Annotated in this window: 17 protein-coding genes and 2 pseudogenes; 9 read left to right on the top strand and 10 right to left on the bottom strand. The window is 43.0% G+C overall.

From position 1 onward, the window contains the following. From icmH to tssB, 9 genes are read right to left on the bottom strand one after another with little or no spacing between them, the layout of a single operon-like run. Positions 1-771: a type IVB secretion system protein IcmH/DotU gene (gene icmH / locus LG003_RS17485; protein WP_112878159.1), complete on the bottom strand. Its 771-nt coding sequence runs from the start codon at positions 769-771 to the stop codon at positions 1-3. Further along, complete coding sequence (gene tssK, locus LG003_RS17480; protein ID WP_112878158.1) at positions 771-2123, bottom strand: type VI secretion system baseplate subunit TssK; 1353 nt, start codon at positions 2121-2123, stop codon at positions 771-773. Before tssK ends, icmH begins: the two co-directional genes overlap by 1 nt. Before the next feature lie 2 nt (positions 2124-2125). Further along, positions 2126-2692: a type VI secretion system lipoprotein TssJ gene (tssJ, locus tag LG003_RS17475; protein ID WP_112878157.1), complete on the bottom strand. Its 567-nt coding sequence runs from the start codon at positions 2690-2692 to the stop codon at positions 2126-2128. After that, the gene (gene tagH, locus LG003_RS17470) at positions 2692-3978 is read right to left on the bottom strand and encodes a type VI secretion system-associated FHA domain protein TagH (protein ID WP_112878156.1); all 1287 of its coding nucleotides are present in this window, start codon (positions 3976-3978) and stop codon (positions 2692-2694) included. Before tagH ends, tssJ begins: the two co-directional genes overlap by 1 nt. A 5-nt stretch (positions 3979-3983) precedes the next feature. Beyond that, on the bottom strand, positions 3984-5036 hold the full coding sequence (gene tssG, locus LG003_RS17465) for a type VI secretion system baseplate subunit TssG (protein WP_112878155.1): 1053 nt from the start codon (positions 5034-5036) through the stop codon (positions 3984-3986). Beyond that, positions 5000-6844: a type VI secretion system baseplate subunit TssF gene (tssF, locus tag LG003_RS17460; protein ID WP_112878154.1), complete on the bottom strand. Its 1845-nt coding sequence runs from the start codon at positions 6842-6844 to the stop codon at positions 5000-5002. Before tssF ends, tssG begins: the two co-directional genes overlap by 37 nt. Position 6845: 1 nt before the next feature. Beyond that, positions 6846-7286 (bottom strand): type VI secretion system baseplate subunit TssE, encoded by a 441-nt coding sequence (tssE, locus tag LG003_RS17455; protein WP_112878153.1) that lies wholly within the window; start codon positions 7284-7286, stop codon positions 6846-6848. Positions 7287-7292: 6 nt separating this feature from the next. Further along, a complete protein-coding gene (tssC, locus tag LG003_RS17450; protein WP_112878152.1) occupies positions 7293-8771 on the bottom strand; it encodes a type VI secretion system contractile sheath large subunit in 1479 nt (492 codons plus the stop codon). 23 nt (positions 8772-8794) lie between these two features. Further along, positions 8795-9292 carry a type VI secretion system contractile sheath small subunit gene (gene tssB / locus LG003_RS17445; protein WP_112878151.1) on the bottom strand — a complete coding sequence of 166 codons (498 nt, stop codon included), beginning with the start codon at positions 9290-9292 and terminating at the stop codon, positions 8795-8797. Positions 9293-10226: 934 nt separating this feature from the next. Between tssB and LG003_RS17440 the strand changes: the two genes are divergently transcribed. The 3 genes from LG003_RS17440 (at position 10227) to gorA (ending at position 13694) form a co-directional block, all read left to right on the top strand. Next, entirely contained in the window at positions 10227-10745 is a 519-nt protein-coding gene (locus LG003_RS17440; RefSeq protein ID WP_112878150.1) for an Hcp family type VI secretion system effector, read from the top strand. 640 nt (positions 10746-11385) lie between these two features. Next, on the top strand, positions 11386-12228 hold the full coding sequence (locus LG003_RS17435; RefSeq protein WP_112878149.1) for a 23S rRNA (adenine(2030)-N(6))-methyltransferase RlmJ: 843 nt from the start codon (positions 11386-11388) through the stop codon (positions 12226-12228). Between the two features lie 110 nt (positions 12229-12338). Continuing rightward, positions 12339-13694, top strand: coding sequence for a glutathione-disulfide reductase (gene gorA, locus LG003_RS17430; RefSeq protein ID WP_112878148.1), 1356 nt, complete (start codon positions 12339-12341; stop codon positions 13692-13694). Positions 13695-14358: 664 nt separating this feature from the next. Here gorA and LG003_RS17425 read toward each other — a convergent pair. Further along, positions 14359-14520, bottom strand: a complete 162-nt coding sequence (locus LG003_RS17425; RefSeq protein ID WP_205068647.1) for a hypothetical protein — start codon at positions 14518-14520, stop codon at positions 14359-14361. Positions 14521-14916: 396 nt separating this feature from the next. Between LG003_RS17425 and LG003_RS17420 the strand changes: the two genes are divergently transcribed. The 6 genes and pseudogenes from LG003_RS17420 (at position 14917) to LG003_RS17395 (ending at position 23349) form a co-directional block, all read left to right on the top strand. After that, the gene (locus LG003_RS17420) at positions 14917-16020 is read left to right on the top strand and encodes an AAA family ATPase (RefSeq protein ID WP_112878147.1); all 1104 of its coding nucleotides are present in this window, start codon (positions 14917-14919) and stop codon (positions 16018-16020) included. 21 nt (positions 16021-16041) lie between these two features. Further along, complete coding sequence (locus LG003_RS17415) at positions 16042-18246, top strand: S8 family peptidase (RefSeq protein WP_262981268.1); 2205 nt, start codon at positions 16042-16044, stop codon at positions 18244-18246. A 346-nt stretch (positions 18247-18592) separates the two neighbouring features. Next, positions 18593-19327, top strand: a pseudogene (locus LG003_RS17410) (IS982 family transposase); the annotation flags it as partial. A 473-nt stretch (positions 19328-19800) separates the two neighbouring features. Next, a complete protein-coding gene (gene ltrA, locus LG003_RS17405) occupies positions 19801-21120 on the top strand; it encodes a group II intron reverse transcriptase/maturase (protein WP_390894147.1) in 1320 nt (439 codons plus the stop codon). Positions 21121-21208: 88 nt separating this feature from the next. Next, positions 21209-21367 (top strand): annotated as a pseudogene (locus LG003_RS17400) (IS982 family transposase); the annotation flags it as partial. 587 nt (positions 21368-21954) lie between these two features. Next, the gene (locus LG003_RS17395; RefSeq protein ID WP_262981266.1) at positions 21955-23349 is read left to right on the top strand and encodes an amidohydrolase family protein; all 1395 of its coding nucleotides are present in this window, start codon (positions 21955-21957) and stop codon (positions 23347-23349) included. Positions 23350-23624 lie beyond the last annotated feature (275 nt).

The following is a 23624-nucleotide window of genomic DNA, read 5'->3' as shown; positions in this document are numbered from 1 at the left end:
CTAGCTTAATAAGTTATTTAGCTGTTGTAAGATGTTCTGGGTTTGGTTGTGCAGACGGATAGCATAGAAGCCATAAACGATAGCGAGCAGCGTAATACCGCTCCAGAACAGATGTTTAATGGTCAGGCGCTTACCCAAGCGATAGCGATCATTACGCTCATTGGCGTTACTGTGGAGAATGATGGGTGGGGCTTCGCCCCGCAGCGCGTGCAGTTGTTGGTGTAATCGACGGAATAAACGTTCAAAGTCATCACTTTTCTGCGAAGCAACTTTGTAGCGACCACGGTAACCGAGGCAGAAACAGAGATAGATAAACTCTAGCAGATGTTGATAGCGCTGAGGTTCACCCATCAAACGATCTAACAACTGAAAGACTTTTTCACCACCCCAGGTTTCGTTGTGGAATTGCACCAACAGTGATTGTTGTAACCAGCCATTCTGACTGTTCCAACCATGCCCTAGTGCGGTTTCATCAATGAAGGTACAGAGCATGTAACGGAAAGAGACAATTGCACCTGGTTCATAACCTTTGGTTTGTAGAAGTTGTTCGATTGCCTGGATATCGGTAACGACTTGTTGATAGAGCTGGTCCGGCAGCGGTTGATCACCCATGTCTTTTAAACGCATGACCATGCCAAGCAGCGGTGTGGCGGCATCGATCATCGGATTCAGGCTTTCTCCGCGTAGCGGTAACTGATACTGACGATGTAGCGTCGTATCGGTTTCCATCTGCATCAAAATGGAGTTGTCATTCATGGCTTCGGTTTTCATTAGGCACTCCCGTTCCTAACCGCCCAGAATTGCATGTCTAATCCTGGGAACTCTCCCGAAACGTGAAAGGCGATGGAGTTACCTTTTAAAATGTCTTTCCATGCGTCGCCTTGTTGGTCAAGCCGGAAATAGGTGTAACCAGCATGATAAGGCAATTGACGAGGGGCAGAGGGAAGCGCAACCAGTGCTACGGCAGGCAACTGGATGCTGACCATTTCTCGGATCCTTTCAGCCGATGTAACTTTAGTCTGTTGAGCAAACTGGCGGAGTAATTGGTCATGTGGAACCTGAGCGCGGATTGCCAGAATGAATTCCGCGTTCGTCAAGACATTGCGATCATGGATGTGCGCCACCCGGATACCATTGGCTTGAGTTTGTAGCTTAATCGGAATCGCTCGCGGAGTCAGCACAACACCCATTGCTTCGCGCATGATGAGCATGACTTCCTCGAATGTTTCAGTCAGGTTGTCGTGTTTGTAAATCGGTACATTGCCGACCTGACGGGATTCATGAGTAAATGTTCTCAGTTCACCACAGGTTTGGATCAACTGAATGAAAAAATCTTGTGGATGCAAAATGGCTTGTCCTGCGTAGTGGCTAAACCACGGCTGAACTCGGTTAACTAACTGGAGCATCATAAATTCAGCAACATCAGCGACTCCTTGCTGGCCGGGAGAACCAATCCGGTTAGCGAGTGATCTGCCTCGTTCTGTCATTGCCCTATCCACTTCATCCATATATTTTTTTAATTGAGTGGAGACCCTGATAGATGTACAGGTTGGTACGAAATCATCATTCAATATGATAGTTCCGGTAGGAAGCTTTTCTATTATCTGGCATAGCGGTAGTACGGAAAAAGCACTGAGATCTTCTGAACCTTGTTTCAGAATCGGCGTCAGTTGTGCCAGCATGACTTGGCAGATATCACCGCCATCTGTATGCAAGTCACGGATATCTTCCATGTGTTCATGATAGCGCACAGCTCCTGCATGATTGGATTCTGAATGAGAGATTTCATTGAGAATATCGTTGGCTATTGGCAGTGCCAGATAGATATCTTTACTGTTGTTCTCGTGAATATTCACAACATCAAGCGGTTGAGGAGTTGCATCCTGATGAGGAATCGAGAACACTGTGCCGTCTGGCATGATACCACTGGCCTCGATGATACCGATGCGTCCCAGAGCGAGAAGGTCTTCGTCCAGCGTCAAAGAACTGAAGCCATAACTATAACTAGTTAAGAACGTCTGGCGGCTATGAGCTAGATAGTCATTATGTTTTTGTTGTTGCTGAAAGTGTTGTGGCTTGATGAATAATCCTTCGCGCCAAATCACCCGATTCTTACCTGGCATAGTTATTGTTCCTCTTTTCTAAGTTCAACTTCGCTCGCTCTGATATGCACCAGAATGTGGTACTGCTGTCCTGTGTCTTTCACACGGATAACCTTTTTCCATTCGGATTGATTAATATCGGCATAGCGAACGATAACGCCGATGTAACGGCTATTTTTTTCCAGCGGGATGACTGGCAGTGGCTTGTACTGCCCCGGCAATAAGGTGTAATCCTGATGGTCGATATAATTTTTCCCCAGCGCTTTATCCAGCTTGTCACTCGCTAGTTGGTCATAATCAGCAGCAAGTAGACGGGAATCTTCACTGAGATAGAGCAGATGCATTTCAACCGGAGTGGCTTCCCCATTTTTATTGAGGTTAATATCAGGTTCTGCCAGCAAAGTGATCGCGACGGTGGAAGGTAAGTTCGCAGGTTGACCAACAGGAGTCGATGGGTCCCAGACTACCTGTCCGACTTTCTTCGTTGCCTGCCATGCACTGCTACAACCGCTTAACATCAGCGCTGCCAGCAATACAAACCATACGGTATAGCAACCGGACCATGAGGTATTACCGCCGGAGAGCTTCATTACTGGCTATCCTCTAAACCTTGGCGCAAAGCACGGTCATAAGCTTGTTCATAGACTTCACCGAACAGTTTTTCGAATCCCTGTTGGCGGCTGGAAGCCAGTTCGCGGTAGTAATTGGTGTACATTTCCCATGCCCAGGTTGCATCTTTTTCCTGTGTCTCATTACTGCGGCGGTACTGGGAGAAACGACTCAGTAGATGTTCCGGTGAGAAAGCATCCAGCATAGTGTTCAAGGCGGCAGTGATCGCAATCCGGTTAGCCTGATAATGTAATTGCAAGTTATGTAAACTTTCAGCGACAGCGGAAGGGGCAGAGAGATGTACTGGGCTTTTTTGATCCGCAAACATCACCTGCATAGTGGTGTTGTAATCCATGTTCAGCCGTAGCGGATTATCTTCGATAGGGCGCAATTGCTTATCGCGCAGCCCATGCTGTGTACGTTGCAGTACCAGTAGACCTTCAATGGCTGCTTTCATGGTCTTACCCATTTCTTCCAGAAAGTCATTAGCCTGTTGGCTGTTATGCAAAGGCAATTGTGTGTTCAATCCTCGCATTAGTGGTGTGATAGCAACATGTTGCTGTTCCATATCTTGAAACTGTTCATTAAAAGGCGAAGAGATACCGGGTAAATCAACAAAATCCTGATCCATAGCATTGCCTCTGTTATCTGAGAGGGAAGAGAAAAATAATGGGGTACGGTAGTGGTCTTGTTGCAAGCTTCGGTCTACCTCGTTACTCACTGGTGTTTGGTCCAGTGTAGTCAGATTTTCGCTATCGAGAACCTTGAGCGGATCGTGACTGAAATCGTGTTTAATGGTGGGTGCCAAAGAACCATGATCGGTGAAAGCGGTATCTTGAGCAGGATCTTTTTCCATCATTGCGTCCAATGGATTGCTATAGCTGGAAACCAGTGATTCCGGTGATACTGTCATGGGATCAATGCGATCTGCATCAGAAAAACTGATATAACTTTTGATCACTAGTTTACCAATAGTAATTTCATCCGCTTGTTGCAGGCGGATGAAACCGGCACCAGCAATCAGGGGTGACTGATTCACAAATAGGGGACCCGCGATCATTTGTAAGCAAAATGCGCCATCACGCCACTGGATAGTAAATTGTGATGGATTGATATTACCCTGTTGATCTTGAACGGACCAAAGATGGCTTTCACTGCTGCCAACTGTGCCACCTTGAGTAGAGAATAGGCAGCTAGCCGCTTTGCCGCTTTCCAGTTGATCGCTGTTGATCACTCGTAATGAGAGAGTTGGCTGTTGTTTTTCCATCGTCTTTATTCACTCACTGAAATCGTGATAAAGGGTTTCTTTTCCGGCTCGCCGAGAAAGCTGGTCCACCCTAGGTTATTGTTTAATTTCGTGCCAAGTACCATGCCGCCTGCTTGGTTTTCGGCCAATCCAAGACGCAGATCCCAAGCCAATTGATCACGCAGGACAAAACAGAGAAACATCACTAGTGGCAGGAAATTCTTGCCGTCCGGGAGAAATGACAAGAAATGTTCACGTGAGAGGTCATTGATACATAACGTAAATTTACTATTACAGCTTCTCACCCATGAACCGAGAAAAAAATTTCTTCCTATTACGGACTGCTCAATCTTTGGTTTCCGACCTTTTATTTTCAGCATTCCACCCAAGCGGTTTTGTTGTGACGGCTCGATAGCGACTTTTCTGAGCTGCCAACCATGTACCGTAACATCCGATAGATCAAAACAATGTGAAACCAGGCTGCACATTACTTCTGGTGATCGACCGGGGCTAGCTAACAGGCCGGCATAGGCCAGCATTTTGCTATGGTTGATCTTCAAATGAGAACGGTTCACATCACTACCAAGTCCCACCAGAGCAAACATACGTTGAGAAAAATCGTCTTGTCCGTTTTTGTCAAAACAGATGTAATAACGGTATTTCCGCCAAATCTGATGAAGGATAACGATTGAGCGGTGATTGAAAACATTAAGAAAATTAGTTAGTTGGTTTTCATCCTGAGCATCTTCCCATGCTAACGAATCAAGGTAGTAACCTGGCATAGGCGATTGGCTGCCATGTAGCCCAAGAAAAGAGACTTCCATCTGGAAACGCCCTTCCTTGGAACGTTTTACAGAGATGACATCTCTGGTTGGGAAAGCCAGGCTGGCACTGGATTTAAATCGGATTGCTTCACGGTCTGGGCGGTTAGTTTGCCCAGTTTTTTCCCACGCTACCGCCAATTGGTTGAGTAGCTCGACCAATTGATAAAAGTTATATCTTGATATATCCAGTGTTTGATTTTCTGGCGAGTTTTCACTCGTTACATCAACGCATGTTGACCTGTCTGTTCCAGCCATTGATAACATTCCTGATTATCTAAATTGATTACCTTCAACATGTGGAAGGAGTTAACACTGGCATATAAGACAAAGAAGCGTGACAGTATGTTGCAAAATAGATAGAGTTCACCTTCAGAGCTGAAAGCCTGTTGCCGGATATACAATGTTGATTCTAGTCCGCGTACTGGCAGTCCTTTAAACAGACGATCTATTGGTTTTGTTTCAATCCGCTCGATTGCATCCAGCCGTTTTTGTGATGACCGAGATGACTGCCGGTTATGCAGACTAGGAAGATCATAAGTACGTAATACCTGTTTCAGTGCGTCTTTATCCAGTAATGTCATATAATTCAGTGACATATTCGAAATAAGTGACCAGTGGAACTTACCGCTCATCAGTGGATAAAGTGGAACAGACGGACGGGTTATGTTGCGGAATGAGGCAAGTGACGGGCTTCCTTTGGAAGGGTAATCAATATCACCTACCCGTAGTTGCAGTGGCAGTTCGCGGTTGGTACAAGTTAGTCGAATCGAGACATTTTCTTCACTTAATAGAAGTTGGGATTCATCACCACGAACAAAAGAGATGTAATGTTCAAGCCCTTTGCGGAATGGGGACTCCTTGATTCTGATCCGGAAATAGCGAGTATTGAGTTCGCTTTCGTGTTCGATTTGATGATGAAAACTTTCAAATGGCACATAGGACCGTCTACCATCCAGCCCTAGTTTAGGTTTACCATCAGGCCCGACTAACCAGCTTTCTACTTTATCAATGGAGAAAATATCGTAGCGATCAGGATTACTATAACTTGCTCTTAGTGGATATTCAGACTGACTGCCATTTAGCTGAATAACTTCACCATCCATTGGAAAGAGATTGATTGCCGGAACACAATGCAGCCGAAAAGTATCCTGACGAATTTTAATTTCTGGTGGCAGTGCTTCTGAAAAATAGAGATTCAGTGTGAAATCTGTGGCTTTAAGATCTGCCGGTAACTTAGGAAAACCAGTAACATCGAAAAATAAAAAACCTTCGGAAAAACAGAAGTACTCTTGTAAAACGCGATAACCCATATAGGCATTTTTCGGGTAAGGCAATAGAGCATCTTCCCGATTAAAACCTACTGGAACGAAGTCGAAATCCGGCAATGGAATCGTGGTATCGCCTACGACAAGTTTTGCATCTTCAAGGTAATAACTGAGCCAGAAATAGAGTTGTGTACTGCTGTAATCATCGCCACTTAGATAAAAACGCAGCTTGTCAAGTTGCAGTTCCTGTAAGTTAAGTTCTTTTTTTGAGGTGAAATTCAGGCCGATGACACCTTGCTCGTTACTATTATTGACCGAAATGTCCCGGATAGACATTGGAAACAGCCAGACATCGCGACATAAGGTGAAAGTACAACGATTGCCTTGACCTGTTTTTTGAGTATTAGTATTGCTTAAATAAGTATCTTCATCCTCATCATCTTCGCTAGCATCCGCCAGTAGACGACTCTTAATTTGAGTTCCGCGTTGGATCTGCGTAGCTTGTGTGGTGGCACTATCATCAGGCGTATATTGGATAATGGTCATGCTAGGCGTTGGCCGCAGGTAATTTGGCCATAGCATATGCAACAATCCATGAGTGAGTTCAGGGAATTCATCATCAATTTTTGCCCGTAAATTACCTGCGAGAAAGGCAAATCCTTCCAATAGACGCTCAACATCCGGGTCAGAGCCTTGTTCAGACAAAAATGAGGCGAGGTGAGGATGTTCAATTGCGGCTTGTCGCCCCAATTGCCTAAGGTAATCCAACTCCTCTCTAAAATATTTTTCAAGTGACATTTTATTGAGTCCGCTCTAGGCAATAACGCCGGTTGTTATCCAGTTGAATGTTAAATTCAACAACGTCATGAATATCATCCAGGGATACCTGCGCACTGATGTGAAAACGTAACAGCAGCGGATCACTATCATCATGGATTGCACTGACAGTGACTGACGATATTCTTGGTTCATAATTTCTGATGCAATGCACTATTGCTTGCTCAATACTCTGTTTAAAGTCAGTTGCCGTGGTTGTGGCATCATTGAGATCAATGACGCCAAGATCAACCGCACTCTGACAAGCACCCGGATGAGTATTGAGAACATGATTCAGGTGCCGTTTTATGGAGTTGAGCAGTTCACGCATTCTTGATTGGCGGGAAGAACCGGAGTTCTTCCCCTGAATACGCTCGAACAAGCTGGCAGAACCTTCTCTATTCCAACTGTATAGCGTAGCCATGACTGATTACTCCTTATCCAAGCGACCTACTAATGACAACTCAAAGCTAGCTCCCATATATTTAAAATGAGGGCGAACTTGCATTGCCACTTGATACCAGCCTGGATCTCCTTCCACATCCAAAACTTGGATTTGGGCAGAACGAAGAGGGCGACGGCTACGGACATCCGTTGGTGGATTTTCCTGATCAGCAATGTACTGTTTCAGCCAGGTGTTCAGTTCACGCTCCAAATCCTGACGCTCTTTCCAGGAACCAATCTGCTCGCGCTGCAACACTTTGATGTAGTGTGCAAGACGGTTGATGATGAACATATAGGGCAGTTGAGTACCCAGTTTGTAGTTGGTTTCAGCCATTTTCCCTTCGCGAGTATTTGGGAAAACTTTTGGCTTCTGAACTGAGTTAGCAGAGAAGAATGCAGCGTTGTCACTGCCTTTACGCATTGTCAGGGTGATAAAGCCCTCTTCCGCCAATTCGAATTCACGGCGATCGGTAACTAAAACTTCTGTTGGGATCTTAGCCTGGATCTGTCCCATTGCTTCGAATAGGTGAACCGGCAGATCACTGACAGTCCCCCCGCTTTGTGGTCCGATAATGTTCGGACACCAGCGATATTTGGCGAAGCTGTCAGTCAAACAGGCTGCCAGTAGATAAGCGGTATTACCCCACAGGAAATGCTCATGATCTTTGCTGACATCTTCCTGATAGTTAAAGTTTTTGATTGGGTTTTCAATCGTTGAATAAGGTAGACGCAACAAGAAGCGCGGTGCAGTCAGACCAAGGTAACGTGCATCCTCCGATTCGCGCAGCGAACGCCATTTAGTGTGTGCCGGGCCTTCGAAGACAGATTTCAGATCCTTAATCGCTGGTAACTCGGTAAAACTGCTGATACCAAAGAAATCAGGTGAAACGGAAGAGAGGAATGGCGCGTGAGCCATTGCGCCAACCGCACTGACGTATTGCATTAGTTTGATATCGGGTGAGCTATTGCTGAATGCATAGTTACCGATGACCGCAGCGACCGGTTCACCACCAAACTGGCCATAACCTGTTGAATAAACATGCTTGTATAAGCCTGACTGAATGATTTCTGGTGAAAATTCGAAATCTTCCAGTAACTCTTCTTTGGTTGCATGGATGATGTTTATTTTGATGTTTTCACGGAAATCTGTGCGATCAACCAGCAATTTCAGCGAACGCCAGGATGATTCCAGTTCTTGGAACTCTTTAGCGTGCATAATTTCATCGACTTGAGTGCTGAGTGTTTTATCAAGCTCAACAATCATTCTATCAACGACAAGCTTGTTGACAGGCTCTTCGCTAGTACCGGTATCCAAAATACTGCTGATAAAAGCGGCTACACCCTGTTTCGCGATGTGGTAGCCATCATTTTCCGGCGTCATTCTTGCTTGAGACATGATCTCGTCAAGCAAAGAAGTCGTGGACCCTGGGGTTAATGTTGTACTGCTCTCTTCATGCAAGGACATGTTAAAAACTCCTTTTCAGTCAATTACTTTTGATTGACGATTTCAAGCTCTTTTAGAAGTTGTTCGCGGACTTTTTCATCACCCAATAATTCCTGTAGGCGGGTGCGAAATGCCGGAATATTTCCTAGTGGCCCTTTTAGTGCGACGAGCGCCTCACGCAGTTCTAAAAGTTTATTTAATTCAGGCACTTTCTTCGCCACGTTATCGGGTGAAAAATCATTGAGTGATTTTATTTCTAGGTTAACTGGCAGGTCATCTCCGTTATTATCATTAAGACGATTGGGGACACTAAAAGTGAGATTGATATTGGCCTCATTCATCACGGCATTAAAGTTATTCTTGTTCACAGAAACAGCTTGCCGTTCTTCAATTGGCGTATCTTCTTTTGTTCCTTTGAGGTCACCAACGATAAGTAGGTTAAGGGGTAATTCAATTTCGGCGACTTGATCACCAGTATTCGGAACGTATTTGATATTAATTCTTTCTTTCGGCGCTACGCTACCTGAACCATTTTTACTCATATTTGAATCCTTTGGGTAATACAATTAGTCAATTAGGAATTATCTGATAACAATATTGATGAGAGAGCTGACCTTGATACCTACCTATATGTGACGGAGAACATAAAATTCCCCCTGACTAAAAAACGGGAGATTCACTGCATTGAGTTGGATAGTAAGCTGACTTTTATGAGCATATAGATAAATACGGAATTCAGAATATTCTTACTCATCGAGCAATAGCATCAATATAGATGTGCTCTGCAAAGCAGAGTTTCGCATTTTGTTTTTTTATTGTAAAGCTAAAATATATGTAGATATACCTCTCTATTTGGCATTTTGATGATTTTATTTTATTTAGCAATAAGTTACATCTTGGTTCTTTCTTAATCACTCCCTTGTTTGAAGTACTCTATAATAGGTATAGAACAGCATGCGTTTTTTTATATTTATGACATTTTATGATTTTTTGTTTCATTATGTAACAAAGTATTTCTAAGTGTATTTTTGTTTATATTTTGTAAGTTAAGTTAATAATGGAAATATTATTTCCATTATTAACTAAGTGGAAAAGTTTAATTTTTTGATCCAGTTATCAATTTTTAATTGAACAAAATATAATTTAGACCAAAATCACAAAAATACTTTAATTTCATATAGATATGAAATTATAGCTAACAATCAAACTGGCATTTATAGTTTATTTTCCTGAAAATAAATAAAATAATAGATTTATTATCTTAAAATGGTATTAATTATAATATTTTTATTTGTTAGTGATGGTTCAATGATTTTGCAATTTATATTTTATTTTGAAACGAGCCGGTTGGTATTTATTATCCATTTCAGCGTTCAATACATTTGTCAGTGATTTTTCCCAACATGAAATAATCACTATTGAAATTAATATGATCGCTACCTTAATGTTGACACAATCTCTATAAAGGATATTTCTATGCCAACTCCATGTTATATTTCCATCACCGGAAAAACACAGGGCAATATTACTGCGGGTTCATTCACTGCTGAATCAGTAGGCAATATTTACGTTCAGGGCCACGAAGATGAAATGCTGGTTCAAGCATTTGATCATGTCGTCACCGTACCAACTGATCCTCAATCAGGTCAGCCTTCAGGTCAGCGTGCTCATAAACCATTCCGTTTTACAGTTGCATTAAATAAATCTGTTCCATTGCTTTATAACGCGTTGGCTTCGGGTGAAATGCTGACGAGTGTAGTATTGAAATGGTATCGCACTTCTGTTGAAGGGAAACAAGAGCATTTCTTCACGACGCAGTTGGAAGATGCCACTATTATCGACATTGATTGCCAAATGCCTCATTGTCAGGACCCAACAAAATCTGAATTTACTCAGCTGGTTCGTGTTTCTCTGTCTTATCGTAAGATTAATTGGGAGCATACAACCGCAGGTACTTCCGGCGCAGATGATTGGCGTGCACCTATTGTTGCTTGATAGGTAATGTAATCATTCAGCCAATGAAATATCTCTTCATTGGCTGAAAAGCTTAATTTTTCTTTATTTTAAGTTGAAGATTTTTAATAACTGTCTTCAACTTCTTTCAGCTTTTTTGATTTTTTTTCTTTCTCTCCCTTTCATTTTTTACACGTACTATTTAACGATATTACTTAATGATCTCGATAACATTCGGTCATTTTTTCTGGCTTTTCTTTTGATTATTTTTCCATATAGTGAGTGTTAACATTTTTCAATCTCTGTTCCTGATTGGTGATTTTGTGAACATCAACATAAGATCTTGTATATTTAATTGTTCGTTTAATGTCTTGTTTTTTTAATTGCACAATTCTTGTTGTTTGTAATTACGTAAATACTACTTATGATTTTCAGTGAAAATGCAGATAACATTACTCATTAAATATTACATTAGGTCCGGTCAGAATTTTTCACTTATCCTAAATTTTAATTAATATGACTAAAGAGATCGCTAGGAGTAAAGGTAAGGAGTCTGACATTTTTGTCGCTAATAGGGCTATAATAGGGCCTTACCATCTGTCCCATCTACTGGGATGGGTTTTTAGTTGTCAGGTACTCTATCTGGCAATCAACCTATTCTCTGCTCTGGGGTCTGAAATTAATGCTAAGTTATCGTCACAGTTTTCATGCCGGTAATCATGCTGATGTACTGAAACACACTGTACAAAGCTTGATCATTGAATCTCTTAAAGAAAAAGAGAAACCTTTTCTCTATCTGGATACGCATGCCGGTGCGGGCCGCTATCAACTCAGTAGTGAACATGCTGAACGTACCAGTGAATATCTGGAAGGGATTGCCCGCGTCTGGCAGCGTGAAGATTTACCGCAGGAGTTGAACGCTTATATGAGTGCAGTAGCTGCACTGAATCAGAGTGGCAACTTACGTTACTATCCAGGATCGCCTTTAATCGCCCGCCATTTGTTACGACAGAATGATAAGTTCAATCTGACAGAACTGCATCCGAGTGACTTTCCTCTAATACGTAATGAATTCTCCCGTGATAACCGCGCCAGAGTTGTGCGTGAAGATGGTTATCAGCAATTAAAATCACAATTGCCACCACTGAGTCGCCGCGGATTCATTCTTATTGATCCACCTTATGAACTGAAATCGGATTACCAAGCGGTTGTACAGGCTGTTCAGGAAGGCTATAAACGTTTTGCAACTGGTGTTTATGCATTGTGGTATCCAGTGGTGTTACGCCAGCAAATCAAACGGCTGGTTAAAGAGCTGGAAGCAACTGGCATTCGCCGTATTCTACAAATTGAGTTGGCTGTCCGGCCTGATAGCGATCAGCGAGGCATGACCGCCTCTGGCATGATAGTGATTAACCCACCTTGGAAACTGGAACAGCAGATGAAATCGGTGTTGCCGTGGTTACATCAGGTTCTGGTGCCGGAAGGAATGGGTCACACTTTGGTTAAATGGGTGGTGCCAGAATAGCTTTTAACAATGGCAGCGAGAGCCAAAACCATCGCGACTGCTTGATATTTTTTGCCATAATAGGCTTTGGGTATTAACTCCCTTGAATTGATTAGATGGAAACAATCCGGATGAGCAAACATTACGACTATATAGCGATTGGTGGTGGCAGTGGTGGCATAGCATCAATTAACCGTGCGGCTATGTACGGGCAGAAATGTGCCCTAATTGAAGCTAAGGCATTGGGTGGAACGTGTGTCAATGTGGGCTGTGTTCCGAAGAAAGTGATGTGGCATGCGGCGCAAATTGCTGAATCTATCCACCAATATGGGCCAGATTATGGCTTTGATACGACAATCAACCGCTTTAACTGGAAGACACTCATTGCCAGTCGCACTGCTTATATCGATCGTATCCACCAGTCTTATGGGCGTGGCTTGGGTAACAATAAAGTTGATGTGATCCAGGGGTTTGCCCATTTTGTTGATGCACATACGGTTGAAGTGAATGGTGAAAAAATCACCGCAGATCATATTCTGATTGCGACAGGTGGCCGCCCTGTGCGGCCTGATATACCAGGATCAGAATATGGTATTGATTCTGATGGTTTTTTTGCATTGGAAGAGATGCCAAAGCGGGTTGCGGTTGTTGGCGCAGGTTATATTGCCGTAGAAATTGCTGGTGTATTGCATGCTCTTGGTAGTGAAACTCATCTATTTGTGCGTCAACATGCACCGTTGCGTTCTTTTGATCCGATGATTGTTGAAACACTCTTGGAAGTCATCAATACCGAAGGACCTACTTTGCATACAGAATCGGTGCCAAAATCAGTAAGTAAAAATGCGGATGGTAGCCTGACCTTGCAACTGCAAAATGGCAAAGAACAAACCGTTGATACCCTAATCTGGGCTATTGGCCGTGAGCCCGCAACGGATAATCTGAATTTGTCTGTAGCCGGTGTTGAGTTGAATGAAAAAGGCTACATCAGAGTTGATGAATACCAGAATACGAATGTGAAAGGTATTTATGCAGTAGGTGATAACACCGGTGCAGTGGAATTAACCCCCGTAGCGGTTGCAGCAGGTCGTCGTTTGTCTGAGCGCTTGTTTAACAATAAACCAGAAGAACATCTGGATTACACCAATATTCCAACTGTCGTATTCAGCCATCCGCCTATTGGTACTGTGGGGCTGACTGAACCTCAGGCGAAAGCGCAATTTGGTGAAGAGCAGGTGAAAACTTATCAATCTTCTTTTACTGCGATGTATACCGCTGTCACTCAACATCGCCAGCCGTGCCGGATGAAATTGGTATGTGTCGGGCCGGAAGAGAAGATTGTTGGCATTCATGGTATCGGCTTCGGAATGGATGAAATGCTGCAAGGTTTCGCTGTTGCATTGAAGATGGGGGCAACGAAGAAAGACTTTGATAACACGGTTGCAATTCATCCCACTGCGGCGGAAGAGTTTGTTACTATGACACGTTAGTGTAGGAATCCCACCTGCACACCTTCCATCCTCTGGAAGATGCTGAATTAGGCCAGGATTAGTTCTGGCCTTTTTTATGCCCATTCACCAACCTCCTAGATTTTATCGGAGTTACTTTCAGCAGATAGAGTAATAAAGTCTGATTTAAGAATGGCGGTGATAGACTAGCGATGTAGTCTTTCTAAGCACGAAAGTGTTCCATGATTGGTTAGACCCTATTGCTCATGCATTTTCTGCACATATGATTTTTCCCTACCAGAAGTTATCTGAAATCCTGTGCGTAAACGCCCGCTTAACTGCGATTATGAGCTAATCAGGGAATTAGTCGGCACTTTGCAATTTAGTTTTTTCTAGATATATAACTATCTGAAAATATGAGTATTTTAATTATACGAAAAGGGGAAAGTGAAAGCTGTCACTATCTGAGGGAAAAACATGTCTTATAGCCGTATAGGAAGCGCTAAATATCAAAAAAGGAGTCCAATAATGAACTCCCTTGTTTGCAAGTGGAAATCTATAGTCATTCATCAGTATCTTCGGTTTCGGAGGTGTTCATAATGTCTGCAATCATCTGATCTGCCGCCTCTTTTGCTTGCTCGTTTAATCTTAGTGCTTCTTGATCTATATCAACTTTTCCTTGAAGAACTATTTTATTGATGTTGGCTCATGAGCCAACATCAGTTGGGGTCACGAGTGCATTTTTATGAGCTTTGTTAATAGCTGTTGCTGTTACAGTATTTGCAACATTTGTGTCGTATTCTTCTTCGAGAGCTGTGTAAGCACTTATCTCGTGTAGTATACGACCTGTTCCTGTACTTTTAGTCATGTCGATTTACCTTTGGTGAGTCTGGATCAATCAGTCTTAATTTGAAAATTAACTGCTTGAGCAGTTAGAGCTAGCAGAACCACGGCGAAATCAAATTGTTAGAATAAAATAACGTTCGTAATAGTATTAGTTAGGAACTTGACTTAAGTGTATAGCTAAGTAAGCAGGTAGTTGATTGATGTCGTTTTGATGAAGCAATTTTCCCATTTTAGGTAACATTTTCACTCCTGTTTAGAGTGGGGGCTTAGGGGGTGACTACATGGTAAGTATTTTCAAAAAATTAGTCATAATTATTAACCTATAAATATGGACTTTTTGCTTTTCTGTGACTAATATTATTAAAATATTATTTTTTTAGTCACTGCAATGCGTTGGTTGATATAATGGTGAAAAACAATGATTAGTTCAAATGAACTAGTAGCGTTGTCTAGATTAGCTTTATCCGGCAAAGAGTCTGATGTAAGGCTTTATCTTGCGAAATTGGTACGTAAATTAAGAAAAACGGAGCCACAATTAGGCACTGAAATAGAAGGTCTACTCAAATCTCAACCTGCCAGGTCTAACAGTGTTTTTCGTCGCAAACAGCGTTCTGAAGAAGAGACAGGGTTGTTTGAACCCAACATAGACAATGCTATTCCCTTACTAAAGTCATTTGATTGCTCTATTTCTGGGGAAGAGCCTTTACTTGATAAAAAGTTAAAGCAAACCTTAACGAATATACTTAAAGAAAGACAATCTAGTGAGCTATTAAATGAAAGTGGCCTATTTCCTACAAGTTCTATAATTTTTCAAGGTCCTCCTGGCGTTGGTAAGACCATGACTGCTAGGTGGTTAGCAGGAAAACTAAATCTCCCATTCTATGCTCTTGACTTAACCGCAGTAATGAGTAGTTACTTAGGTAAAACTGGTAGCAACTTACGTAAAGTTATCGATTTTGCTAAGTCACACCCCTGTGTTCTGTTGTTAGATGAAATTGATGCAATTGCCAAACGTCGAAGTGATGAAGGTGATGTTGGAGAACTAAAGCGTTTAGTGACTGTAATGCTACAAGAATTAGAAGATTGGCCAACAGGTGGTCTTTTAATTGCTGCAACAAATCACCCAGAGTTAGTCGACCTTGCCTTATGGAGAAGATTTGATGTTGAGATTTTCTTTGAAAATCCTAGCGAATCCTTTGTAACTGAAGCTATTTATAAATTCCTAGGACAGGATAAAGATGAGTTTTTACCTTGGATCGATTTAATTCAATTAAGCTTGGTTGGAACTTCATATAGCAATATTCGTAGGGTCATTTATAAACTTCGGAAGATGAAGATTCTAAATCCTAAGGATTTTGAGCAAAACATACTGAGTTATGTTCTGCCGGATATTGAAATGAAAACTAGAGCAGAAAGGATTGAGCTAGCAGTTAAGGCTGTTTCAGAAATAGGAATGTCACAGCAAAAAGCAGCAAAAGTATTTGGATGTAGTCGAGACACGATCCGGAAGCGATTGAACTAAAAGGACTCGTAAGGAAAGTAAATGCCGAAGAAAAACTATATTATTGGTAAGGCTGAAGAGCTAACAAGTTTGACGCCACCTCCTAGAATTCCCCCTTCAAGTAGAGGGCTATATACTATTGAGGAGTCAATTACACGGTTAGTACCACAATTTGAGCATGTGGTTGAAGAGCTTAAACAATATGAAAGCTCGATATGTCCGCGAGATTATGTTGTTACAAAGCTTACTTTACACCCGTCATATATAGCAAAAGGCCACTTTCCTAAACGTTTGTTGAGAGAAATAGGCGTACACTCTATTGGGAGTCGTGCTACTGAAGTAAGACCGGATCGCTGGACAAAAAAAGGTCAACCTAAAATATCGCCATCGACGGCTCTTTATATTGCCGGAAAACGTGAGCAGCTTAAACAATTCGGCCAGAAACTAAAAGATTTTACAAATGAAACTCCTGGTTCTGATGATTTGCAGAAAATATGGAGTATCGAAACTATAGAACCAGACTCGAAAGTTAAACCAGGTCTAGTAGAGAAACCTGTAGAGTTTGAAGTAGGTGTCCAGTTAATTCCTGGTAGCTCAAGTGACTTTATTAAGGCTTCTGTACTAACTTATTCCCGTTCAATAGGCTTTGTACCAGATGAAGATATATCAATAATGGTATCAAACTTATGGTTTGTGCCAATGATGGGCTCAGAACAACATCTCAGGCAGTTAGCGAAACATCCATTTGTGCGTGTTGTAAGGCCGATGCCTATGCTAAGGGCATTTCAGCCAATGGTTCGCTCTATGTCCGTACCTTCTCCGGTTCAATTACCTTCAGAGCCACCATTAGCAAATGATGTAAGAGTTGCCATATTAGATGGAGGATTGCCAGTAAGTCACCCTCTGCACCCTTGGGTTCGAGATTATAAATTATCTGACGCTCAAGCATCTGACTGCGAAGGTGGGCCAGAACATGGAATTGGTGTTTCGTCCGCTTTCCTTTTCGGACCTATTGAACCTGGTAAAACTCCTGCACGACCATACTCATATATTGATCATCATAGAATCTTGGATTCATATATTGATAAAGAAGATCCTTTTGAGCTTTATCGGACACTTGGGCATATTGAAGACATTCTTCTTTCCCGACAATACGAGTTTATAAACTTAAGTTTAGGACCTGATTTAGCTATTGATGATGATGAAGTTCATGCATGGACTTCCTTGCTAGACAGCTACCTTGCTGATGGAGAAACTTTCTTTACCGTTGCTGCTGGTAATAATGGAGAAGCAGATCATGCAACCCAACTCAATAGAATCCAAGTACCTTCTGATTGTGTAAATGCTGTAGCTGTTGGTGCTGCTGATACATTGCGACCTGAATGGGCTAGAGCTCCATATAGTGCTATTGGGCCAGGTAGGGCACCAGGCAGAGTAAAACCTGATTTACTGGGTTTTGGGGGATCCCCGAAAGATTATTTTCATGTATTAGCCTCAAGTTCTCAGCCTAGAACAGTTCCAGTACAAGGAACCAGTTTTGCTTCTCCTTACGTTCTTCGCAATGCAGTCGGAATAAGAGCCGTGATGGGGCATGAGTTATCTCCGTTAGCTATTAAAGCTCTCTTGGTTAACTCTGCCGATAGTCAAGGTCATGATGTGTCAGAAGTTGGTTGGGGGAAAGCACCTGATAATGTAGAACAGTTAATAGAATCGCCGGATGGTGTTGCGCGTATTTTGTATCAAGGTGAGTTGAGCCCTGGAAAGTATTTGCGGGTACCGTTGCCTATTCCAGATTCTGGGATTAATGGAAAAGTTACCATCAAAGCAACATGCTGTTTTTCTACTCCTGTAGATCCTCAAGATTCCTCTATGTATACAAAAGCTGGCGTTGAAATTAGTTGGATTCCGAAGGATGGAAAACTGAAGGAGTCTTTTTTTCAACAAGTAAAGATTGCGACAGAAGCAGAGCTAAGGCGTGATGCGGCGAAATGGGAATCTGTTTTGCACGCTCAAAAATCTAAATTTGGTAACAAACTAGAGAAACCCGCTTTCGAGCTTCATTATATGGCTAGAGATGGTGGCGGGGCTATTGATGGCGCCAAAGCACCGATAATCAAATATGCATTTGTTGTAACTTTGGAAGCTCCAAAACATAAGCAATTATTCACCGATATTTTGCAATCCTATGCTGATATTCTGACAGAGATACAGCCAAGGGTATCAATCATTCCACAAGTTCAAATTTAATGCTTTCAGTAGGTTAAAATCTAGCCCTACTGCTTCCTATGCTAAATCGCTGGTCTAGATGCTTTATATTGAACACTGTATTTGACTTCAGTCCGGTAATTTGTACTGATATTGTTGAGTCATCTTTGCTAGCTGATTGTACAAACTGCCTATGTTTACAAATTTTTGTGTACTCATCCAAACGGAGTTCAGACAAAGCACACAAGGTAACTTTAGTCCTTACTATTTTCTCAGACGTCCTCAGCTTAAAGGTATTTAACCTGAGGTTTGCTTAAGAAGGGAACTAAGTGCCTGAGGCACGATCAAAGTTTTTGTCAAAGAAAACAAAATCGTGAGATCCTCAGGCATGTCTAATTTAGAAGAGCTTTACTGTGGCGTCGATGACTTTTGCCAAAAATTTATTCCTCTCTGGCATCAACAGTTAATTGAAAATGGCTTGCTCAAACGTCGCCGCGACGCTTCCCTTTCTCTCAGTGAAGTGATGACGATACTCATTTTATTCCACATGAGCCATTATCGTGATTTTAAAACGTTTTATATTCAGCATGTTAAACACTATCTTCAGGCCGATTTTCCCCGGTTGGTCAGCTACACCCGGATGTTAACCTTGAAACAAAGGGCGCTCATTCCTCTCTGTGCTTTTCTTTCGTCACGCAAGGCCCAAACCCAGGGTATCGCCTTTATTGATTCAACCAAAATTGCTGTTTGTCACAATCTCCGTATTCCCCGTCATCGCGTATTTGAGGGTGTCGCACAGCGAGGGAAAACGAGTACAGGCTGGTTTTATGGCTGTAAACTTCATCTGGTTATCAATGATTGTGGTGAACTTTTAGCGGTTAAGCTGACCTCAGGAAATAAAGATGATCGTCATCCCGTCAAAGCGCTGGTACAAGGGTTAACAGGGTGTTTGTATGGCGATAAAGGGTATTTGTCACAGGCCTTGTGTGATGAACTGGAAGCAGAAGAAATAACGTTAATCACTCATGTCCGCAGTAACATGAAGGCAAAAGCGTTATCTCTGTGGGATAACCTGATGTTAAGAAGGCGATTTTTAATAGAAAGTGTGCCGCAGGCATACAAACTAGCCGCATAGGAAATGCAGCCAGTATGTAGCGTAAGCTCAGGAGGAGATGGTGGCAGGCCCACCGAAGTCTGCTGTCGGAAGCCGGCTTCAAACTACCTCAAGCGGCTGCCGTAAAGAGCGGGGGTCGTGAGCGTTGAGGTCAAAGCGCGAACAAAAAAAAGTTCGGCAGGTAGGGTACAGAGAGACGAGTAAAACCGAACCTATGTGGACGCGTCGTAAAGAAGAGAGTTGACATCAAAACCGGGGGCGTTTCTATCTTCCGGGATAAATCTGTGAGTGGATCCGAATGCTGCGCAGGTGGTGTCCGGCGTAGAGTGGGCGTGACTTTGTATCGGGTTCTTTCTGGGAACTGCGGGAACCTGTCATCACGATGTTAAGGAAGAAATGCAAGTCACTAAATTGACAAGTATGAGAGTACCGAAGCGTGATACAGGGGCGGAGTGACTCGTAGTAGTGAGGAAATATTTGTAATGAATGTGGAGCGAAGGGGTCACGTCAGGCAGCCTTACCCGGTATCCAACTGTCAGGCAGGAGGAGATACGGAGGTTAAGGCAAAGCCGTTTGTCATTGATAAAAGGGAGGTGTACCGTGCTTGGTTATTGGTTAAGGCCAATCAAGGTGCGGCAGGCGTGGAGGGTCAAACCCTCGCGGATTTTGAATCAAACTTAAAAGGGAATTTGTATAAACTCTGGAACCGCTTATCATCGGGCAGTTATTATCCGCCCCCAGTAAAAGGTGTCGCCATTCCCAAGAAATCGGGAGGTGAACGCCTGCTGGGTATTCCTACTGTAGCGGATCGTGTGGTACAAATGGTGGTCAGGCTTCATTTCGAACCGCTTGTTGAGCCTCATTTTCTGCCGGATTCTTATGGCTACCGCCCGAATAAATCGGCGATTGATGCCATCCGAGTCACAAGGCAGCGATGCTGGCAGCAGGATTGGGTACTGGAGTTCGATATCAAGGGGTTGTTTGACAATATTCCTCATGATTTACTCATGAAAGCCGTGAGGAAACACACAAACAGTCCGTGGATCTGCCTGTACATCGAACGCTGGCTAACGGCACCGATGAAATGCAATGGTGAGGTGTTATTCCGGGAGAAAGGCACCCCACAGGGCGGTGTGATTAGCCCTATACTGGCAAATTTATTTCTGCACTACGTTTTCGACAAGTGGATGCAGAAATATTATCCCCGGATGAAATGGTGTCTCTATGCAGATGATGGACGGGTTCATTGCCAGAGTGAAGCTCAGGCCAGAGAAATCTGGCAAATGTTGGAACACCGTTTCAGGGAATGTGGACTGGTACTGCATCCGGACAAAACCCGGATTGCTTACTGTAAGGATGTCGAACGAAAAGGAAAATATGAATATACCCGTTTTGATTTTCTGGGATATACATTCAGACCAAGGTGGGTCAAGAACCGTAAAAGAAACAGTTTGTTTGTGAGTTTTACACCGGCAGTCAGCAAAGCGGCCCAAAAAGCCATGAGATTCAAAATTCGTAAGTTGAAAATCCGAATGCGGACAGAACTGAACCTGATACAACTGGCAAACTGGCTAAACCCCATAATCAATGGCTGGTTGAATTATTATGGGCAATTTTGCCGGTCGGAACTGTATAAGGTCTTCAGGCAACTCAACAAAGCGCTGGTGCGCTGGGCCAGGCGAAAGTTCAAGGCACTGAGCAGACACAAAACCCAAGCCTCAAAACTGCTTCAAAGGATCGCAAAGCAGCATAAGGGGCTGTTTGCCCATTGGCGGGCAGGAATGACAGGCGTGTTTGCCTGATGGGAGCGGTATGAGTCGAGAGGCTCACGTACCGTTCTGCGAGAGGCTGCGGGGGCAGTTCCCGTGGCCTACTCAACCGGTTGTGGATCAGCTCAAAAATATTTCTCAGATAGCGCATTCAAGACACCGCAGTCAGCTCGGTTTTTTATTGGAAATCGTCGCGGGCTTAATTGCTTATACATTCCAACCTAAAAAACTGAGCTTGAATTTACGGGATTGTGATATCGCCATTTTTAAACGAAGCTGAGGTTATTTACAATTTGCACTATTAACTTCTAACTTCTGTTTTCTGGAAAACACTCCTTAAAAACTACAAAAGGTGCTCTTTTATCAGTAATTAATGAAAACTCTGGAAAGTGTTCACAAGTGAGGTGAATTCAGCTTTTCCAGAAAAATTCCAGATTTAAGGTGTAGGAGTAACGATGCAGTGATGTTATTGAACCCTATCTATAACATTTTTCTAAAGGCCGATTTCATTCGGCCTTTCTCTTATCAATCTCTCTCATCAGAGGTAGGTGTAAGGATTTGTGCACAAACGCATATTGCTTACTGATCGTTCAGATGAGTAAGCAAACTACCAACGTAATAGATGTTCAAAGACTTGCCTGGGATTTACCTCGATGGATATTAGAAAAACTCTATCAACTCCTTAGCAAAAATTGACGAAAGATCACAATATGCTTGCTTTCTATACAATGATTCTGTGGGAGTAGGCTATGATAATACGGTGATGTTGTTGAAAATCTGCTTATATGTAGTTTTAAATTCTGGAAAATATCCTTCAGAGAATCAAATTTAGTGAGCTTTTTTAAGGATTCAAATAAGGACTTAAATGTGGAAAAAACTCAACAGCAAAGCCGAAGAGCTTTTCTCAGCCAAACGGGTAAATTCACTACCGCTTGTGCGGCGGTTTCCTTGACCGGGGGGATCGTGCAGGCTATACCATCAACAACCACTGCCGCTAATACATCATTGATGCAGACTACCCTTATTGATAGCCATTACTATCTGAGAGATGTGCTATTGGAGTATGGGTTTGAATATAATGGCGATATTGTGATTGGCACACGTACCGCATTATATACATTGGAAATCAAAGATGGTCGGATTGCTGCAATCCATGCTGCGAGTGTGCTACTAAATACGCATTTGCCATGCTATCAAGCGCAGGGACAGCTGTTGTTGCCTACTTTCCGTGATATGCACATTCATCTAGATAAGACTTACTACGGTGGTCCGTGGCAGGCACCGTTACCCCGCCAGGGTAAAACCATTATAGATATGATCGCTCAGGAACAAACTCTGATCCCCAAACTACTGCCTACTTCACAGCAACGAGCGGAGGGTTTGATCGCTCTGTTGCAATCCAAGGGCAGTACGGTAGCCCGTAGCCATTGTAATATTGATCCGGTTAGTGGTTTGAAGAGTCTGGAGCATTTGCAGTATGCGTTAGATAATCACCGTGATGATTTCAGTTGTGAAATTGTTGCTTTTCCTCAGCACGGTTTGCTGCACTCCAAAGTGGAGGGACTGATGCGTGAGGCGATGCAAATGGGGGTACAGTATGTTGGTGGGTTGGACCCTACTAGCGTAGATGCTGCGATGGAAAAATCACTGGATACTATGTTCCAGATTGCACTCGATAATAACGCTGGTGTGGATATTCATCTGCATGAGGTAAGCCCAGCGGGTGTTGTTGCTATCAACTATATGATTGATACGGTGGAGAAGATATCTGCTTTGCGTGGTAAGGTCACTATCAGCCACGCCTTCGCCCTGACCACATTGGATGAGGAGAAACTAACAGAAACCGCTTCCCGTTTGGCGGAGCAGCAAATCACGATAGCTTCCACCGTGCCTATTGGTAGCTTGATGATGCCGTTGCCGCAACTCATGGCTAAAGGGGTATTTATTATGACGGGTACTGATAGTGTGATTGATCACTGGTCGCCGTTTGGCACGGGTGATATGTTGGAAAAGGCGAATTTGTACGCGCAGTTGTACCGTGGCTCAGATGAATTTCATCTTTCCCGCGCTATGGCTATTGCTACTGGCGGTGTGTTGCCGCTTAATGACCAGGGGCAGCGTATTTGGCCGCGGGTAGGTGATAAGGCGGAATTTGTCTTGGTGGCAGCTAGTTGCTCTGCTGAGGCCGTGGCACGTTTGCCTGCCCGTCAGGCGACGTTCCATCAGGGGCGTTTGGTGGCCGGTGCTGTAATCAGGTCTTGATCCAAAAGAAGTACAATCGGTTAATTATTCCCTTATCAATAGTTGTTTTTGGTCTTCTGCCTATGTTTCGGGAGTTTTCACATGACTGAGCGCAGGCGGAAGTGACTTAACGTTCCATATTCAGCCATTCGACAATAAAATCAGCTACCTGTTCAGGTTGATTGATATTCAATTGTGGCAAAATAGTCTCCAATTTTTCATCACTGGCAACAGCAATCACATGTTGATCAAGAAGATCGCTTAATCGGTGGTTAAGAGTGTTGCGGTATAGAACG

Origin of the sequence: Photorhabdus kleinii, assembly GCF_025384885.1 — a bacterium.
In the GTDB taxonomy this organism is placed as follows: domain Bacteria; phylum Pseudomonadota; class Gammaproteobacteria; order Enterobacterales; family Enterobacteriaceae; genus Photorhabdus; species Photorhabdus kayaii.
This window is presented reverse-complemented; position numbering and strand designations above follow the sequence as displayed.

Excerpts from the sequence above, each read along its gene's own strand:
- gorA (WP_112878148.1), top strand. The coding sequence starts at position 12,339 with ATGAGCAAACATTACGACTATATAGCGATTGGTGGTGGCAGTGGTGGC.
- tssF (WP_112878154.1), bottom strand. The coding sequence starts at position 6,844 with ATGTCACTTGAAAAATATTTTAGAGAGGAGTTGGATTACCTTAGGCAA.
- tssC (WP_112878152.1), bottom strand. The coding sequence starts at position 8,771 with ATGTCCTTGCATGAAGAGAGCAGTACAACATTAACCCCAGGGTCCACG.
- tssG (WP_112878155.1), bottom strand. The coding sequence starts at position 5,036 with ATGGCTGGAACAGACAGGTCAACATGCGTTGATGTAACGAGTGAAAAC.
- icmH (WP_112878159.1), bottom strand. The coding sequence starts at position 771 with ATGAAAACCGAAGCCATGAATGACAACTCCATTTTGATGCAGATGGAA.
- ltrA (WP_390894147.1), top strand. The coding sequence starts at position 19,801 with ATGAATGTGGAGCGAAGGGGTCACGTCAGGCAGCCTTACCCGGTATCC.
- LG003_RS17415 (WP_262981268.1), top strand. The coding sequence starts at position 16,042 with ATGCCGAAGAAAAACTATATTATTGGTAAGGCTGAAGAGCTAACAAGT.
- tssJ (WP_112878157.1), bottom strand. The coding sequence starts at position 2,692 with ATGAAGCTCTCCGGCGGTAATACCTCATGGTCCGGTTGCTATACCGTA.
- tssK (WP_112878158.1), bottom strand. The coding sequence starts at position 2,123 with ATGCCAGGTAAGAATCGGGTGATTTGGCGCGAAGGATTATTCATCAAG.
- LG003_RS17420 (WP_112878147.1), top strand. The coding sequence starts at position 14,917 with ATGATTAGTTCAAATGAACTAGTAGCGTTGTCTAGATTAGCTTTATCC.
- tssE (WP_112878153.1), bottom strand. The coding sequence starts at position 7,286 with ATGGCTACGCTATACAGTTGGAATAGAGAAGGTTCTGCCAGCTTGTTC.
- LG003_RS17425 (WP_205068647.1), bottom strand. The coding sequence starts at position 14,520 with ATGACTAAAAGTACAGGAACAGGTCGTATACTACACGAGATAAGTGCT.
- LG003_RS17440 (WP_112878150.1), top strand. The coding sequence starts at position 10,227 with ATGCCAACTCCATGTTATATTTCCATCACCGGAAAAACACAGGGCAAT.
- tagH (WP_112878156.1), bottom strand. The coding sequence starts at position 3,978 with ATGGAAAAACAACAGCCAACTCTCTCATTACGAGTGATCAACAGCGAT.
- tssB (WP_112878151.1), bottom strand. The coding sequence starts at position 9,292 with ATGAGTAAAAATGGTTCAGGTAGCGTAGCGCCGAAAGAAAGAATTAAT.
- LG003_RS17435 (WP_112878149.1), top strand. The coding sequence starts at position 11,386 with ATGCTAAGTTATCGTCACAGTTTTCATGCCGGTAATCATGCTGATGTA.